Source organism: Streptomyces sp. NA04227 (assembly GCF_013364195.1).
GTDB lineage: Bacteria > Actinomycetota > Actinomycetes > Streptomycetales > Streptomycetaceae > Streptomyces.
In genome coordinates, this window is record NZ_CP054918.1 from 6,035,784 (window position 1) to 6,050,292 (window position 14,509).

The following is a 14,509-nucleotide window of genomic DNA, read 5'->3' on the forward strand; positions in this document are numbered from 1 at the left end:
TCCGCCGCCTCACCCCGCCAGACTGTCCCGCCAAGCCCGGTGCAGATGCGCGAACGCGCCCGTACCCGCGATGAGTTCGGCCGGTGGGCCGTCCTCGACGACCCGGCCCTTCTCCATCACCAGGACCCGGTCGGCGATCTCCACGGTGGACAGGCGGTGGGCGATCACCACGGCGGTACGTCCGCGCAGCACGGTGTGCATGGCGTGCTGCACCGCGCGCTCGCCGGGGACGTCCAGCGAACTGGTCGCCTCGTCCAGGATCAGCACCCCGGGGTCGGCGAGCAGGGCGCGGGCGAACGCTACCAACTGGCGCTGCCCGGCCGAGATACGTCCACCCCGTTTGCGTACGTCGGTGTCGTACCCGTCGGGAAGGGCGCTGATGAAGTCGTGGGCGCCGATCGCCTTCGCCGCCCGTTCGATGTCCTCCCGGCTCGCCTCCGGCCGCCCGATGGCGATGTTCTCCGCGACGGTGCCGGAGAACAGGAAGGACTCCTGGGTCACCATCACCACGCCGCGCCGCAGTTCGGGCACCGAGAGGTGGCGCAGGTCGACCCCGTCGAGCAGGACCCGGCCCTCGGTCGGGTCGTAGAAGCGGGCGAGCAGTTTGGCGAGGGTGGACTTGCCCGCGCCGGTCGAGCCGACCACGGCGACGGTCTGGCCCGCCGGGATCGTCAGACCGAAGCGCGGCAGCACCTCGCCGCCGGTGCGGTAGGCGAAGCGCACCTGCGCGAACTCGACCTGGCGGCCCGGCTGTTCACTGCCGCGCTCGGGCAGCGGCTCCGGTTTGTCGGTCTCCGGTACGGACGGCGTCTGGGCCAGCAGACCGGCGATCTTCTCCAGCGAAGCGGCGGCCGACTGGTAGGAGTTGAGGAACATGCCGAGCCGGTCGATCGGGTCGTAGAGCCGTCGCAGGTACAGCACCGAGGCGGCGAGCACGCCGAGAGCGAGCGTGCCGTCGGCCACCCGGTAGGCGCCCCAGAGCACGATCCCGGCCACCGTCGTGTTCGCGACCAGCCGCGAGCCGACCACATAGCGGGCCATCTCCAGAAGAGCGTCGCCGTTGGTCCGCTCGTGACGGTGGTTGAGCGCGCCGAACCGCTCGTCGTTGGCACGCTCCCGGCGGAACGTGCGCACCGGCCGGATGCCGTTCATCGTCTCGGCGAACTTCACGATGACCGAGGCGACCGCCGTCGACCTGTCGCCGAAGACCCGTCCGGCGCGGCGCCGGTAGATCCGCACCAACTGGTACAGCGGCACGAACGAGGCGACGGCCACCGCGCCGAGGCCGAGGTCGAGCCAGAGCAGCATCGCCGAGATGAAGACGAACGACAGGACCACGGTGATCAGTTCCTGTAGGCCCTCGCTGAGCAGTTCGCGCAGCGACTCGACGTCGGAGGACGAACGCGAGATCAGCCGGCCCGAGGTGTACCGCTCGTGGAAGTCCACGCTCAGGGCCTGTGCGTGACGGAAGATCCGGCCGCGCAGATCGAGCAGCACACTCTGGTTCACCTGCGTCGAGGCGTCGATGAACACGTACTGCAGGACTCCGGCCACCAGGGCGCACAGCAGATAGGCCGCCCCCACCGCGATCAGCGGCCCGTGGTCGCCCTTGCGCTCGGCCGGAACCGCGTGGTCGATGGCGTACGCGACCAGCATCGGCCCCGCCTGCACCGCCGCCTGCTGAAGCAGCAGCAGGACCGCCGCCCACGCCACCCGCGCACGCAGCGGGGCGAGCAGCGAACGCAGCAGTACGCCAGTGGCGTTCTTCGGCGCGGGCAGCATGTCCCGGTCGAAGGGGTCGCCGGGGGAGTCCGCGGTGCTGGAGTCGGCGGCGCGGGAATCGGCAAGGGCTTCCGGGGTGCTGACAGCGCCGGAGGGTTCCGAAGTACCGGAAGTACCCGAAGTCCCCGAAGTGCCAGCGCCCTTGGGGGAGTTGGACTCTTTGGCGGCACCGGGGGCACCAGGGCCGCTGGGGGCGTTCGGGTCGTCGGCCGCCGCCGGGTCGACTTCCGCGGGGTCCGGTATCCGGCCGGAACCCGTGCCCGGGCCCGTCCCCGTGTCCGTACTCATCTCCGGCCTTCCGTCGTCGCGGGTTCCCGCCGGTCGCCGGCCGTCTCGGCGCCGGACATGAGCCAGGCGTACTCCGGGCTCGTACGCAGGAGTTCGTGGTGGGTGCCGACGGCGGCTATGCGGCCGCCGGACAGGAGGGCGACCCGGTCGGCGAGCTGGACGGTGGACGGGCGGTGCGCGACCACCAGTGCCGTCGTCCCGGCGAGTACTTCGCGCAGGGCGGCCTCCACCAGTGCCTCGGTGTGCACGTCGAGCGCGGACAGCGGGTCGTCCAGAACCAGGAAGCGGGGGCTGCCCACCACCGCGCGCGCCAGCGCGAGCCGTTGCCGCTGACCTCCCGACAGGCTCAGCCCCTGCTCGCCGACCTGGGTGCCGGTGCCCTCGGGCAGTGCGTACACGAAGTCGGCCTGGGCGATGGACAGGGCGCGCCGCAGCGGCTCCCCGGCCCGGTCGTCCGCGCCGTCGGTGCCCGCGATCCCTGCCGTCTCCTCGGTGGCCGTCTGCTCGGTCATGCCCATCAGGACGTTCTCGCCGACCGTGGCCGAGAACAGGGTGGGTTCCTCGAAGGCCACCGAGACCAGGGTGCGCAACTCCTCGCGCGGCATGGCGGCGATGTCCCGGCCGTCGAGGCTGATGCGGCCGCCGGTGATCTCGTGCAGGCGGGGGACCAGCGCGGTGAGCGTGGTCTTGCCGCTGCCGGTGGCGCCGACCAGGGCCATGGTCTCGCCTGGGCGTATGTGCAGGTCGATGCCGTCGAGTACGGGCGTGGAGTCCGGGGCCGCGTCGGGGAAGCGGAACACGACGTTCTCGAACCGCAGTCCGCCGCCCTCCGGTTCGGCCGCCGTGCTCTTCGCGACCCCCGCGACCGCGTCAGCCCCCGGCTTTGTCCCCGTCCCCGTCCCCGACTCCGACTCCGACTGCGACTCCGTCTTCTCGTCGAGGACTTCGAAGTACCGCTGGGTGGCCGTGGCCGCCTCCTGGCTCATCGCGATCAGGAAGCCGATCGAGTCGACCGGCCAGCGCAGGGCGAGCGCGGTCGACAGGAAGGCGACCAGGGTGCCCGCGGACAGGTCCCCGTCCGCGACCTGCATGGTGCCGACCACCAAGGCGGAGCCGATGGCCAGTTCGGGCAGGGTGACGATGACGCCCCAGATGCCCGCGAGCATCCGGCCCTTGCGCAGCTCGGTCGTCCGCAGCTTCAGGGACATCTCGCGGAAGGCGGACTCCTGGCGGCGGTGGCGGCCGAACCCCTTGATGATCCGGATGCCGAGCACACTCTCCTCGACGACCGTGGTCAGGTCGCCGACCTGGTCCTGGGCCCGTCGCGCGACGGCCGAGTACCGCGTCTCGAACTGCCAGCAGACCACGATCATCGGCAGCACGGGCACCAGGATGATCAGGCCGAGCGTCCACTCCTGGACCAGGAGCATGATCACGCCGACCAGGATGGTGACGCCATTGACCAGCAGGAAGGTCATCGGGAAGGCCAGGAACATCCGCACCATCATCAGGTCGCCGGTGGCCCGCGATATCAACTGGCCCGAGGGCCAGCGGTCGTGGAAGGAGACCGGCAGCCGTTGCAGGTGCCGGTACAGGTCGGCCCGCATCGCGGCCTCCACGCCCGCCAGCGGCCGCGCCACCAGCCAGCGCCGGAATCCGAAGAGCACCGCCTCGGCGATACCGAGCAGCAGCAGGTACAGCGCGCCGAGCCACACCCCGCGCGGGTCGCGGTCGGCGACCGGGCCGTCCACGATCCACTTGAGTACGAGGGGGATCACCAGTCCCACGCACGAGGCCACGATCGCCACGAACGCGGCGGTGAACACCCTTAGGCGCACCGGCCGTACATAAGGCCACAGACGCAGCAGCGTGCGCACGGTCGACGGTTGGTCCGGCCGTCCCCCGTGCTCCGTCTCCGTGGGTTTCTCACTCGTCTCAGACATCAGGAGCGAGACTACGGATTGCCACTGACAGAGCCCACCGACTTTTTGCCCGGTCCGGCTCCGCCTGAAGTCCCCGTCCCGACGACGGTCCCGGGAGGTGCCGCGGGCGCTGAACGCATGGCCGACGGACGGTGGTTGAGGCGGAGTCCCACATTCCACGCGGCCCTGTCACCGGGCCCGCCGACTTGGGACTGAACAGTGACAATCGCGGGGAGTCATCAGGATCGGGCCTGTGGTTAATTAACACCGGTGCGTGCGGAATGCGCCAACGCGGAAGCGGTCGGACCAGGCCGCTCGCGAGGGGAGGGGTGACATCGTGGAAGCCGGAACGGCAGCGGGGGAAATGTCGGTTGTGCGGGGGCGCAAGCGGCATCGCAGGAGGACGATCGGCGCGGTGCTCGCGGGCGCGGCACTGCTGTTCGTCACCGCCTGCGGCGGCGGGGACGAGCCGGACGACGGCAAGGGCGGCGGCTCGGACAAGGCGGACACCGCGCCCTCCAAGGCCGTCGTGACCATCTCGCCGGAGGACGGCACCGGGGACGTGGCCACCAACGGCGCGCTCAAGGTCGGTGCCGAGAACGGCAAGCTGTCCGAGGTCACCGTGCAGGACACCAAGGGCAACAAGGTCGACGGCAAGATCGCGGCCGACGGGGCCAGTTGGACCCCGGCCCGCCACCTCGCGGCCTCGACCAAGTACAAGGTGCACGCGGTCGCCAAGGACGCCGAGGGCCGTCAGTCGGCGAAGGAGGCCTCCTTCACCACGCTGAGCCCGAAGAACACCTTCGTCGGCATCTTCACGCCCGAGGACGGCTCGACGGTCGGCGTCGGCATGCCCTTCTCGCTCCACTTCACGCGCGGCATCACCGACCCGGCGGCCGTCGAGAAGGGCATCGAGATCAAGACGGTCCCGGCGGTCCCGGTCGAGGGCCACTGGTTCGGCAACGACCGTCTCGACTTCCGCCCGGAGAAGTACTGGAAGGCCGGTACCAAGGTCACCGTCAAGCTCAACCTGGACGGCGTCGAGGGACGCCCGGGTGTGTACGGCGAGCAGGTCAAGACCGTGAGTTTCACGATAGGCCGCAGCCAGGTCTCGGTCGTCGACGCCAAGTCGCACAAGATGAAGGTCGTCCGCGACGGCAAGGAGATAAAGACCCTGCCGATCACCGCGGGCGCCCCGGCCACCACCACGTACAACGGTCAGATGGTCATCAGCGAGAAGCACCGGGTGACCCGGATGAACGGTGACACCGTCGGCTTCGGCGGCGAGTACGACATCAAGGACGTGCCGCACGCGATGCGCCTGTCCACCTCCGGCACCTTCATCCACGGCAACTACTGGGCGCCGGGCGCACCCGGCAAGGAGAACGTCAGCCACGGCTGCGTGGGCCTGCGGGACGTGCGCGGCGGCTACGACAAGAAGCAGCCCGCGGCCTGGTTCTACGACAACTCGCTGATCGGTGACGTGGTCGTGGTGAAGAACTCCAAGGACAAGCAGATACAGCCGGACAACGGGCTCAACGGCTGGAACATGTCCTGGCAGGAATGGAAGTCCTGAGTCGCTGAATCTCTGAATCTCCGAGTCGTCATACGGCTCCGGGTTCGGCTGGAACGCCCGGCCGCCGCCGGGGAGTCGGGGCGGCGGCCGATGCCCGGACCCGGTGTGCTTGTGACCAAGCGCACCGGGTCTTGTGCGTCCCTGGGACCGGTGGTCCCTGTATGCCGCGGCGAAGCCCCAGTAACGTGCCCTTCATGACTGTGCATCTCGAGGTCGACGAGGGCGTCGGCACCATCCGTCTGGACCGTCCGCCGATGAACGCGCTGGATGTAGCCACCCAGGACCGGCTCAAGGAACTCGCCGAAGAGGCCACCGCCCGCGACGACGTGCGTGCGGTGATCCTGTACGGCGGGGAGAAGGTGTTCGCGGCGGGCGCGGACATCAAGGAGATGCAGGAGATGGACCACACCGCGATGGTCCTGCGCTCGCGCGCCCTGCAGGACTCCTTCACCGCGGTGGCCCGTATCCCCAAGCCGGTCGTCGCCGCCATCACGGGGTACGCGCTCGGCGGCGGGTGCGAGCTGGCCCTCTGCGCCGACTACCGCATCGCGGGCGAGCGGGCCAAGCTCGGCCAGCCCGAGATCCTGCTCGGCCTCATCCCCGGGGCCGGTGGCACCCAGCGCCTGTCCCGTCTGGTCGGCCCGTCCAAGGCCAAGGACCTGATCTTCACCGGCCGCCATGTGAAGTCGGACGAGGCCCTGACCATCGGCCTGGTCGACCGCGTCGTACCGGACGCGGAGGTCTACGAGCAGGCGCACGCCTGGGCCGCCAAGCTCGCCCAGGGTCCCGCGCTCGCGCTGCGTGCGGCCAAGGAGTCCGTGGACGTCGGCCTGGAGAGCGACATCGACACCGGCCTCGCCGTCGAACGCACCTGGTTCGCAGGCCTGTTCGCCACCGAGGACCGCGAGCGCGGCATGCGCAGCTTCGTCGAGGAAGGCCCCGGCAAGGCGAAGTTCCTCTGAGAAACGGTGAGTTGCCGAGGGGCGGCGTCGGATGTGAAGCACCTTTCACAAGCGACCCGCCCCTCGGCGGCGGGTCCCTCCTGAGGGCGGATTGAACTCTTTGAGCCCGGTTCACGTTCTTGGTTCCCGTCCGCCCCCGTGCCGAAGGATCATGCATAAGCGCAGGTCAGAGGGGTTGTGCGCGGTTGCACTCTGCCACTGGCATATGACTCTGTGATACCGCGGAGTGCTGTGGAGCGCCGGGGTGAATACCGGAGAACGCCCACGAACCGCGTCGGTGGCGGTCATGATGGTGGTCATGGCGGGCCTGGAAGGTGTCGAGCAGCCGCGAGGCGCCGCGGCGAGATGGTCGCCTGCGGTCGAGGACGAACAGGCGCTCAAGGCGCTGGAGTTGTTCGGCAATCCGACGGAGGCGGAAGTCCCGTTGCCGTCCCGCCCCGAATCGGCCGCCACCGCCCGTCGGCTCGCCCAGATCGTCGTCCTGCGCCACTGGGGACTCTCACCCCGGCACACCGAGGACACGGTCCTCCTCGTCTCCGAGCTGGTCGGCAACGCCGTACGCCACACCGGAGCCCGCACCTTCGGCCTGCGGATGCTGCGTCGCCGCGGCTGGCTGCGCGTAGAAGTCCGCGACCCCTCGCGCGGCCTCCCGTGCCTGATGCCGGTCCAGGACCTCGACATCTCGGGCCGCGGCCTCTTCCTCGTCGACCGCCTCAGTGACCGCTGGGGCGTAGACCTCCTGCCGCGTGGCAAGACGACCTGGTTCGAAATGCGCGTCATGGAACGCTGAACGTCCGCGTCGAGCACGGGCCGCACCGCTGGGCCGGCGACCGGGTACACGAAAGCCCCCGGTGCCGAGGGGCGGCTCACGGGGGCTTCCGCGGAGCGCCGCGGATCCTCGGGGGTGGAGATCCGCGGGCTACGTCGACGACCTGGCCCGGGTCAATGGGGGTCGTTTCCTCGACTATGGCAGGGAGTCCACCCGATGCCAAAGGGTCAAATGGATCAAAGGTAAAAAATCCGGCATTTCAATCTCATATCTATGGTGATGTGCGACACTTTCCTCTGTTTCAATGGCGAAACTTGAGCTACATCAGAGGATTCGCAGGACGATCTATGGCACCCTCCCGCTCTCCCTCCATCCTCAACTGTGCGCCGATCAAGGGAGAACCGGATGCAATCAACTGAATTCTTACTGAACCGTCCTTAAATGGGTCGCGTGACCAGCACTGAGCGCCGCCGCTCCGCCCCGCGTCCTCGATTCCCCCGCCTCGGCCGCACCCGGCGCACCGGCACCCTGCTCGTCGGCGCCGCGCTCGTCCTGCTCCCCGGCTGCGGCGGCGGTCCGGACAAGGAACCGAAGAAGTCCCACGGCACCCACGACGCGGCCCGCGCGGCCGAGGCGCGAGCAGCCAAGGCACTGCCGGGCATGCCGCCGGTGACCGACCCCAAGGACCTCTACGCCGCCGACCGCCCGAACCGGCTCTCCCCGGTGGTCAAGGACTTCCCCTCCCGCGTGTACGTCCCCAACACCAACTCCAACACGGTCTCCGTCATCGATCCCAAGACGTACAAGGTGATCGAGACCATCCCGGTGGGCGCCCAGCCGCAGCACGTCGTCCCGTCCTGGGACCTCAAGACCCTCTGGGTGAACAACGACAAGGGCAATACGCTCACGCCGCTCGACCCGAAGACCGGCAAGGCGGGCAAGCCGGTGGACGTGCACGACCCCTACAACCTGTACTTCACCCCGAACGGCAAGTACGCCGTGGTGATGGCCTCCCTCGACCGCGAACTGGTCTTCCGCGACGCGCACACCATGAAGCGCGAGCACACCGAGCCGGTCTCCTGCTACGGCGTCAACCACGCCGACTTCTCCATGGACGGCCGCTACTTCATCGTCTCCTGCGAGTTCTCCGGCGAACTCCTCAAGGTCGACACCGAGCGGATGAAGGTCGTCGGCCAGCAGAAGTTGCCCTTCGGCGGTGCGATGCCGCAGGACGTGAAGATCTCGCCCGACGGCAAGACCTTCTACATCGCCGACATGATGGCCGACGGCATCTGGATCCTCGACGGCGCGAAATTCACCCAGCCCCGCCTCCTGAAGACCGGCAAGGGCGCCCACGGCCTGTACGTCAGCAGGGACTCGAAGCAGATGTACATCTCCAACCGCGGCGAAGGCACCATCTCCGTGTTCGAGTTCGCCAAGGGCAAGGTCGCCAAGAAATGGCGCCTGCCGGACGGCGGCAGCCCCGACATGGGCGGCGTCTCCGCGGACGGCAAGGTCCTCTGGCTCTCCGGCCGCTACGACGAAGAGGTCTACGCGATCGACACCCGCACCGGAAAGCAACTGGCCCGTATCCCGGTCGGCAGCGGGCCCCACGGCCTCGCGGTGTATCCGCAGCCGGGGCGGTATTCGTTGGGGCATACGGGGGTGTTTCGGTGAGGGGGCGCTCCGCACCCGGTGCCGTCTGAGCACGCCCGTGCGCGGCCCCCGCCGGGGCCGCCGCTAGCCTCCGGGTGTGAAGCGTGTGGAGCGAGTCGTCGGTGCCGTCGTGGGTTCCGCGGTGGGTGACGCGTTGGGCGCCCCTTTCGAGTTCGGTCCCGAGGGCGCCTTCTCCGCCCGCTTTTCCGGTCCGGGTCACGGCGGCGAGATGTGCGGTGGCGGCGGTTGGGAGCCGGGCGAGGCAACGGACGACACCCAGATGGCAGTTCTGGTCGCGGAGTCGCTCCTGGAGCGCGGCGGCCTGGATCTGCCCGACATGTTCGGTCGCTTCCGGCGCTGGGCGGCGGCCGACCCCAAGGACATCGGCCTGCAGACCGAGGATGTCCTGACCAGCGGGATGCCCTGGGACCGGGCCGCTTCGGCCCATTTCGAGGTCAACCAACGCGCGGCGGGCAACGGAGCCTTGATGAGGGCGTCCACGTCCGCCGTGCACTTCGCACGCGCCGGACAGGCGGCCACTCTGGACGCCGCACGGCGGATCGCCGCCCTCACCCACGGCGACCGCGCCGCCTGGGAAGGCACCGCCGTGTTTCACGAACTCATCCGCGTAGCCCTGGCGGACGAGAATCCTCTCCAAGCGCTTCCGGATACGCTCGCCCTCGTTCATCCCGACCATTGGCAGCGGTTCGGCACCGTACTCGCCGCCGACTGGCACCCCGACCTCGCGACCGAGTTCAACGGTGCCGTGTGGCCCTGCCTGGGCTCGGCGGTCTGGGCCGTACGCACCACGGACAGCTTCGAGGGCGCGCTGCGCGCGGCGGTCGACCTCGGCGGAGACACGGACACCGTGGCCGCGGTCACCGGCGGGCTCGCGGGTGCCCGCTACGGACCGGACGCGATCCCCGTCCGGTGGACGGAGCCCCTGCACGTTCCGCTTCCCGGTTTCGGTGGGCGGGTGCTGCGACTGGCCGAGCTGGTCGATCTCGCTCAGCGGCTGGGGAGTTGACGGGCGGCGAGGAGAGCCGGTGGACGACCGCGCGGCTTTGGGACACCGGTCCCTCATCTCCTCGCAAGCATCGCCTCCGTCCCAGCGGCCGATACGCCGCTGCCTGGACAGCGCTGGATGCTGTGGTCGGTTCGGCCGCCCAACCCTCCCACCGGAGCAGGTGCACCGGTCCGCGGGTAACGGCCCGGTGGCATGCCGATAATCTGACCTCATCATCAATGCGGCAAGAAGGGGCGGATTCGGTGGCGAGCATCGAGGAAGCACGCAAGGCGTTCGAGCGGTACGACGTGGACGGCGACGGTTACATCACCTCCGCCGAGTACAAGAGCGTCATGGCGCAGCTCGGGGACTTCCACGTCACCGAGGCCGTGGCGGACAGCATCATCGCCGCCAAGGACGGCAACGGCGACAAGAAGCTGTCCTTCGACGAGTTCTGGGCCAGCCTGAACAAGTAGGCCGGCGGGCGCCGGCGGGGCCGTGGGCCGGCAGGTCGAGTACGTCCTGGCGGCGCCGGAGTCGCAGTCGGCGCCGCGAATGTCGTGGGCGAGGGCGGTCGGGATCCGTAGGGGTCCGGGCCGCCCTCACCACGTGTCCAGTGCGGGCGCCTGGGTCCGGTAGTGGCCCGGGGCCATTCCGTACTCGCGCTTGAAGGCCTTGGCGAAGGCGAACTCCGAGGCGTAGCCGGTGCGTTCGGCCACCGCGCGGAGCGGGAGGTCGCCGTCGCGCAGGAGGCTTCCGGCGGACGTCATCCGCCACCAGGTCAGGTAGGCCATCGGCGGCCTGCCCACGAGGAGCTGGAACCGGCGCGCGAACGCGGCCCGGGACAGGCCCACTCGGCGTCCGAGTTCCTCCACCGTCCAGGGGCGGGCCGGATCGGAGTGGATCGCGCGCAGCGCCTCGGCCACCGGAGGGTCGGCCAGCGCGGCGGCCCACCCGGCGGGCTTCCCGCGCTCGGCGTCCTCGTGCAGCCACCAGGCGCGCAGGATGTACAGCAGCAGCGTGTCCAGGAGCGAGGACACCACCGTGTACGACCCCGGCTGCGGATCGGCGAGTTCGGCGCCGAGGAGCTCGACCGCGCTGCGCAGGCCGGAGTGCGCGCCCACGCGGGCGGGCAGGTGGACGACGTCGGGCAGTTCGGCGAGCAGCGGATGGCTGCGGGTGCGGTCGAGTTGATAGGCGCCGCAGAGCAGGCCGGTGCGCGGGCCACGTCGCTCGGCGGGCGGCGGCTCCTGCGGGGCGGGGCTCGCCCAGTAGCCGTCGGGCCCCGGGGCGAAGTCCTCCAGGGGTGCGGAGGGTTCGCTCGCGAGGGCGTGTCCGCGGCCGTGCGCGAGGAAGACCACGTCTCCGGCGCCGAGTTGGACCGGTTCGGCCGCTGCCTGTGCCGCGGTCCCGGCCGGTGGCAGAAGCCAGGCCGAGCCCTGGAGCACCACATGGAAACCCGAGCCGGGCGAGGGCGCGAACCGGGTGCCCCAGGGCGCGTAGTAGTCCGAGCGGCTGGAGTGCGAACGCCCGGTCCGCATCACGGCGATGGCATCGCTGAGTACGTCCATGCCCTCACGGTAGGCGTGTTGGGGAGCGGGTGAAGCCGTAAGCGCTCAACGCGCCCTCGCGGGCGAGACGATCGGATATGGCGGCGAGCGAATGAGGCATGTTCCGTCTCGCCGGAGCTGCCTAGCGTTCCTGGCATGACGATTCATTCCACCCGCCGGGACACCCCGGTCGTGGTCCCCGCCGCGCTCTCAACTCCCGTATTCGACAAAGCCTTTACCCCGACTCCCGCTCCCATTCCCGCTCCCGTTCTCGCCTCGGCGGATTCGTCTTCCGGGTCGCAGCGGAAGCCGACGTATGGAACCCGAGGAGCCATCCCGGCCGACACCGGCGATGAGGTTCAACTCCCCGCTCCGGGCACCGCGTTGAGCCCCGAGCTCCCGCAGTCCCCGCCCGACCGCGCCCGTGCTGTCCTCTTCCACGAGACCGGCGGCCCCGAGGTGCTGCGTATCGAGCAGGTGCCGTTGCCCGCGCCAGGGCCCGGTGAGGCGCTGCTCCGGGTGGAGGCGCTGGGACTCAACCGTGCCGAGGCCCTGTTCCGGGCCGGTACCTACTACTACCCGCCGAGCCTGCCCGGTTCGAGGCTCGGCTACGAGGCGGCCGCGACGGTGGCGGCAGTGGGCGAGGGCGTCGGCCAACTGGCCGTAGGTGACGGGGTGTTGACCGGACCCGGCATCGAGATGAGCGCCCAGGGGGTCTACGGGGACTGGCTGCTGCTGCCTGCCGACGGACTCGTACGGCGCCCCGTGGAGCTGGACCCCGTTACGGCGGCGGCGACCTGGCTCACGTACTCGACCGCCTACGGCGCCCTCGTCGGCACCGCCGGTCTGCAGGCGGGCGACCACGTCCTGATCACCGCAGCCTCCAGCGGGGTCGGCATCGCCGCGCTTCAGACGGCCGCCCGGATCGGCGCGATTCCCATCGCGGTCACCAGGACCGCCGCCAAACGCGGTCGGCTGCTCGACAACGGTGCCGCCCACGTCCTCGTCTCCGAGGTGCAGGATGTGCCCGCCGAGGCTCGCCGGATCACCGGCGGCACCGGTGTGGACGTCGTCTTCGACGCCATCGCCGGACCGGGCCTGGCCGAGCTCGCGGGCGCCGCGCGGATGGGCGGCACGGTCGTGGTGTACGGCTGGCTTGACGGCCGCCCCATGAGCATGCCGCTCAACTGGCCGCTGACCGTGCACGGTTACGCGAACCAGGCGGTGGCCGACTTCGGCGAGGGACGGCGACGCGCGGAGCACTTCATCGCGTCCGGGTTGAGTGACGGCAGCCTGAGGCCCGTCGTCGGAGAGGTCTTCGAGGGGTTGGAGAGCATGCCCGAGGCCCATCGTGCGATGGAGCGCAATGAGCACGTAGGGAAGATCGTGGTGACGGTCTGAGCCCGGGATACCGGCGGCCGGACGGGCGGCGGAACAAGCGAGGGAACAGGGGAGGGAGCAGGCGGGGGTGCAGGAGGGGGAACAGGCGCGCGGGGCGCCCGGCCGGGTGAAAGCGCGTCGCGGAGATCATTTTCCGCCCGTCGGGAATGAACTCCGGAGCGAAAGAGTTGGTCGACCAATGAAAGCAGTCGCACGCACTCCTACGCACTCTTCGAAGGACGGCACCATGAAGATCGGCATCATCGGCGCGGGGAACATCGGCGGAAACCTCGCCCGGCGGTTCACGGCGGTCGGCCACGAGGTGGCGATCGCCAACTCCCGTGGCCCGCAGACCCTGACGGCCCTCGCCGAGGAGACCGGGGCCACCCCGGTCACCACGGCCGAGGCGGCACAAGGCGCTCAGGTGGTCGTGGTGACCGTCCCGCTCAAGGCGGTGCCGGACCTGCCCGAGGGTCTGCTCGACGGTGCCGCGGAGGGCTTCGCCCTCATCGACACCAACAACTACTACCCGCAGCAGCGCGACGGCCGGATCGCCGCCATCGAGGACGAGGGCCGTACGGAGAGCCGCTGGGTCGCCGAGCAGCTCGGCCACACCGTGGTCAAGGTCTTCAACGGCACCTACGCCCAGGACATCATCGACAAGCCCCGCCCCAAGGGTGACCCTGACCGGGTGGCCCTGCCGGTCGCCGGTGACGACGAGGCGGCCAAGGCGCTCGTACGCTCGCTGCTCGACGAGATCGGCTTCGACTCCGTGGACGCGGGGAGCATCGACGAGTCCTGGCGCCAGCAGCCCGACACACCCGTCTACGGTCTCGCGGCCGGAGCGGACAAGGTGACCGAGGCCCTCGCCGCCGCCTCCCCGGAACGCCCCGCGAGCTTCAAGGGCTGAGTTCTCCAAGGGAGTTCGCTCCGCTGCCGCTTCCCCGCTGTCCGGCCCCGGCGCCTCCCGCCCGCGTCGGCGCCGGACAGTGCGGGGGCGGCGGCCGCGGCGGGCCGGGCGCCGCGTGGCGGCAGCGCGCAACCTCAGCGCTTGGCCCAGGCCCGCAGCGTCTCCTTGCTCCGGAAGTCCCCGACGTTCTTGTCCAGCGGGGTGCTGGCGTACTGGTGGAAGGCCCAGTCGGCCCTGATGCGCGGCTTGCCGGCCGTCACATGGTCGGCGATCCACAGGCCGTCGCCCGCGTACGAGGTGGTGTCGCGGTTGAGCCAGAAGTCGCGGTTGCAGTAGAGCAGCACCTTGTTGTGCGGGCGCAGTCGTCGGACTTCCTTGATGAATCGGTCCTTCTCGGCGTTGGTGGCCGCGGTGCCGCTGCCCGTCCACTCCCAGTCGCAGGCGAGGAAGTCGTACTGCCGCTCCGGTGCCTTGCTCACGAAGTACTCGGCCTGCGCGGTGATGTTGCCCGGCCACAGGAAGTGGTAGAAGCCGACCAGGCAGCCGGCGTCGCGGGCGGTCTTCGTCTGTCCGGCCAGTCTTGGGTTGACGTACGAACGGCCCTCGGAGGCCTTGATGAAGACGAACGAGAGGCCCTTGGTGCTGTAGTCGATCGGCTGATAACTGCTGACGTCGACCCCGTAGATCATGCGATTCCTCCGCGAATTC

12 protein-coding genes are annotated in these 14,509 nt (G+C 70.0%); 8 read left to right on the plus strand and 4 right to left on the minus strand.

The features are described from left to right. Window positions 1-9 precede the first annotated feature (9 nt). Entirely contained in the window at window positions 10-2,070 is a 2,061-nt protein-coding gene (locus HUT18_RS25735; RefSeq protein ID WP_254878808.1) for an ABC transporter ATP-binding protein, read from the minus strand. Then, complete coding sequence (locus tag HUT18_RS25740) at window positions 2,067-4,013, minus strand: ABC transporter ATP-binding protein (protein WP_176102917.1); 1,947 nt, start codon at window positions 4,011-4,013, stop codon at window positions 2,067-2,069. The genes HUT18_RS25735 and HUT18_RS25740 overlap by 4 nt, the downstream gene beginning before the upstream one ends. 343 nt (window positions 4,014-4,356) lie before the next feature. Here HUT18_RS25740 and HUT18_RS25745 point away from each other — a divergent pair, with 343 nt between their 5' ends. The 6 genes from HUT18_RS25745 (at window position 4,357) to HUT18_RS25770 (ending at window position 10,437) form a co-directional block, all read left to right on the plus strand. Next, the gene (locus HUT18_RS25745) at window positions 4,357-5,568 is read left to right on the plus strand and encodes an Ig-like domain-containing protein (RefSeq protein ID WP_176102918.1); all 1,212 of its coding nucleotides are present in this window, start codon (window positions 4,357-4,359) and stop codon (window positions 5,566-5,568) included. Window positions 5,569-5,762: 194 nt separating this feature from the next. Beyond that, window positions 5,763-6,530 (plus strand): enoyl-CoA hydratase/isomerase family protein, encoded by a 768-nt coding sequence (locus HUT18_RS25750; RefSeq protein WP_176102919.1) that lies wholly within the window; start codon window positions 5,763-5,765, stop codon window positions 6,528-6,530. Between the two features lie 298 nt (window positions 6,531-6,828). Next, a complete protein-coding gene (locus HUT18_RS25755; RefSeq protein WP_176102920.1) occupies window positions 6,829-7,320 on the plus strand; it encodes an ATP-binding protein in 492 nt (163 codons plus the stop codon). A gap of 507 nt (window positions 7,321-7,827) precedes the next feature. After that, window positions 7,828-8,976, plus strand: coding sequence for a YncE family protein (locus HUT18_RS25760; RefSeq protein ID WP_254879091.1), 1,149 nt, complete (start codon window positions 7,828-7,830; stop codon window positions 8,974-8,976). 76 nt (window positions 8,977-9,052) lie between these two features. Continuing rightward, the gene (locus HUT18_RS25765; protein ID WP_176102922.1) at window positions 9,053-9,982 is read left to right on the plus strand and encodes an ADP-ribosylglycohydrolase family protein; all 930 of its coding nucleotides are present in this window, start codon (window positions 9,053-9,055) and stop codon (window positions 9,980-9,982) included. 242 nt (window positions 9,983-10,224) lie between these two features. After that, window positions 10,225-10,437 carry an EF-hand domain-containing protein gene (locus tag HUT18_RS25770; protein WP_176102923.1) on the plus strand — a complete coding sequence of 71 codons (213 nt, stop codon included), beginning with the start codon at window positions 10,225-10,227 and terminating at the stop codon, window positions 10,435-10,437. 126 nt (window positions 10,438-10,563) lie between these two features. On the opposite strand, the gene HUT18_RS25775 is transcribed toward HUT18_RS25770, so the two are convergent. After that, window positions 10,564-11,532: an AraC family transcriptional regulator gene (locus HUT18_RS25775; protein WP_176102924.1), complete on the minus strand. Its 969-nt coding sequence runs from the start codon at window positions 11,530-11,532 to the stop codon at window positions 10,564-10,566. Between the two features lie 135 nt (window positions 11,533-11,667). Here HUT18_RS25775 and HUT18_RS25780 point away from each other — a divergent pair, with 135 nt between their 5' ends. Both HUT18_RS25780 and HUT18_RS25785 read left to right on the plus strand, forming a co-directional pair. After that, a complete protein-coding gene (locus HUT18_RS25780) occupies window positions 11,668-12,912 on the plus strand; it encodes a zinc-dependent alcohol dehydrogenase family protein (protein WP_176102925.1) in 1,245 nt (414 codons plus the stop codon). Between the two features lie 178 nt (window positions 12,913-13,090). Continuing rightward, window positions 13,091-13,801 carry an NADPH-dependent F420 reductase gene (locus tag HUT18_RS25785; RefSeq protein ID WP_303246556.1) on the plus strand — a complete coding sequence of 237 codons (711 nt, stop codon included), beginning with the start codon at window positions 13,091-13,093 and terminating at the stop codon, window positions 13,799-13,801. Window positions 13,802-13,935: 134 nt separating this feature from the next. Here the strand turns inward: HUT18_RS25785 and HUT18_RS25790 are convergent, their stop codons facing one another. Then, complete coding sequence (locus HUT18_RS25790; RefSeq protein ID WP_176102927.1) at window positions 13,936-14,490, minus strand: glycoside hydrolase family 25 protein; 555 nt, start codon at window positions 14,488-14,490, stop codon at window positions 13,936-13,938. Window positions 14,491-14,509 lie beyond the last annotated feature (19 nt).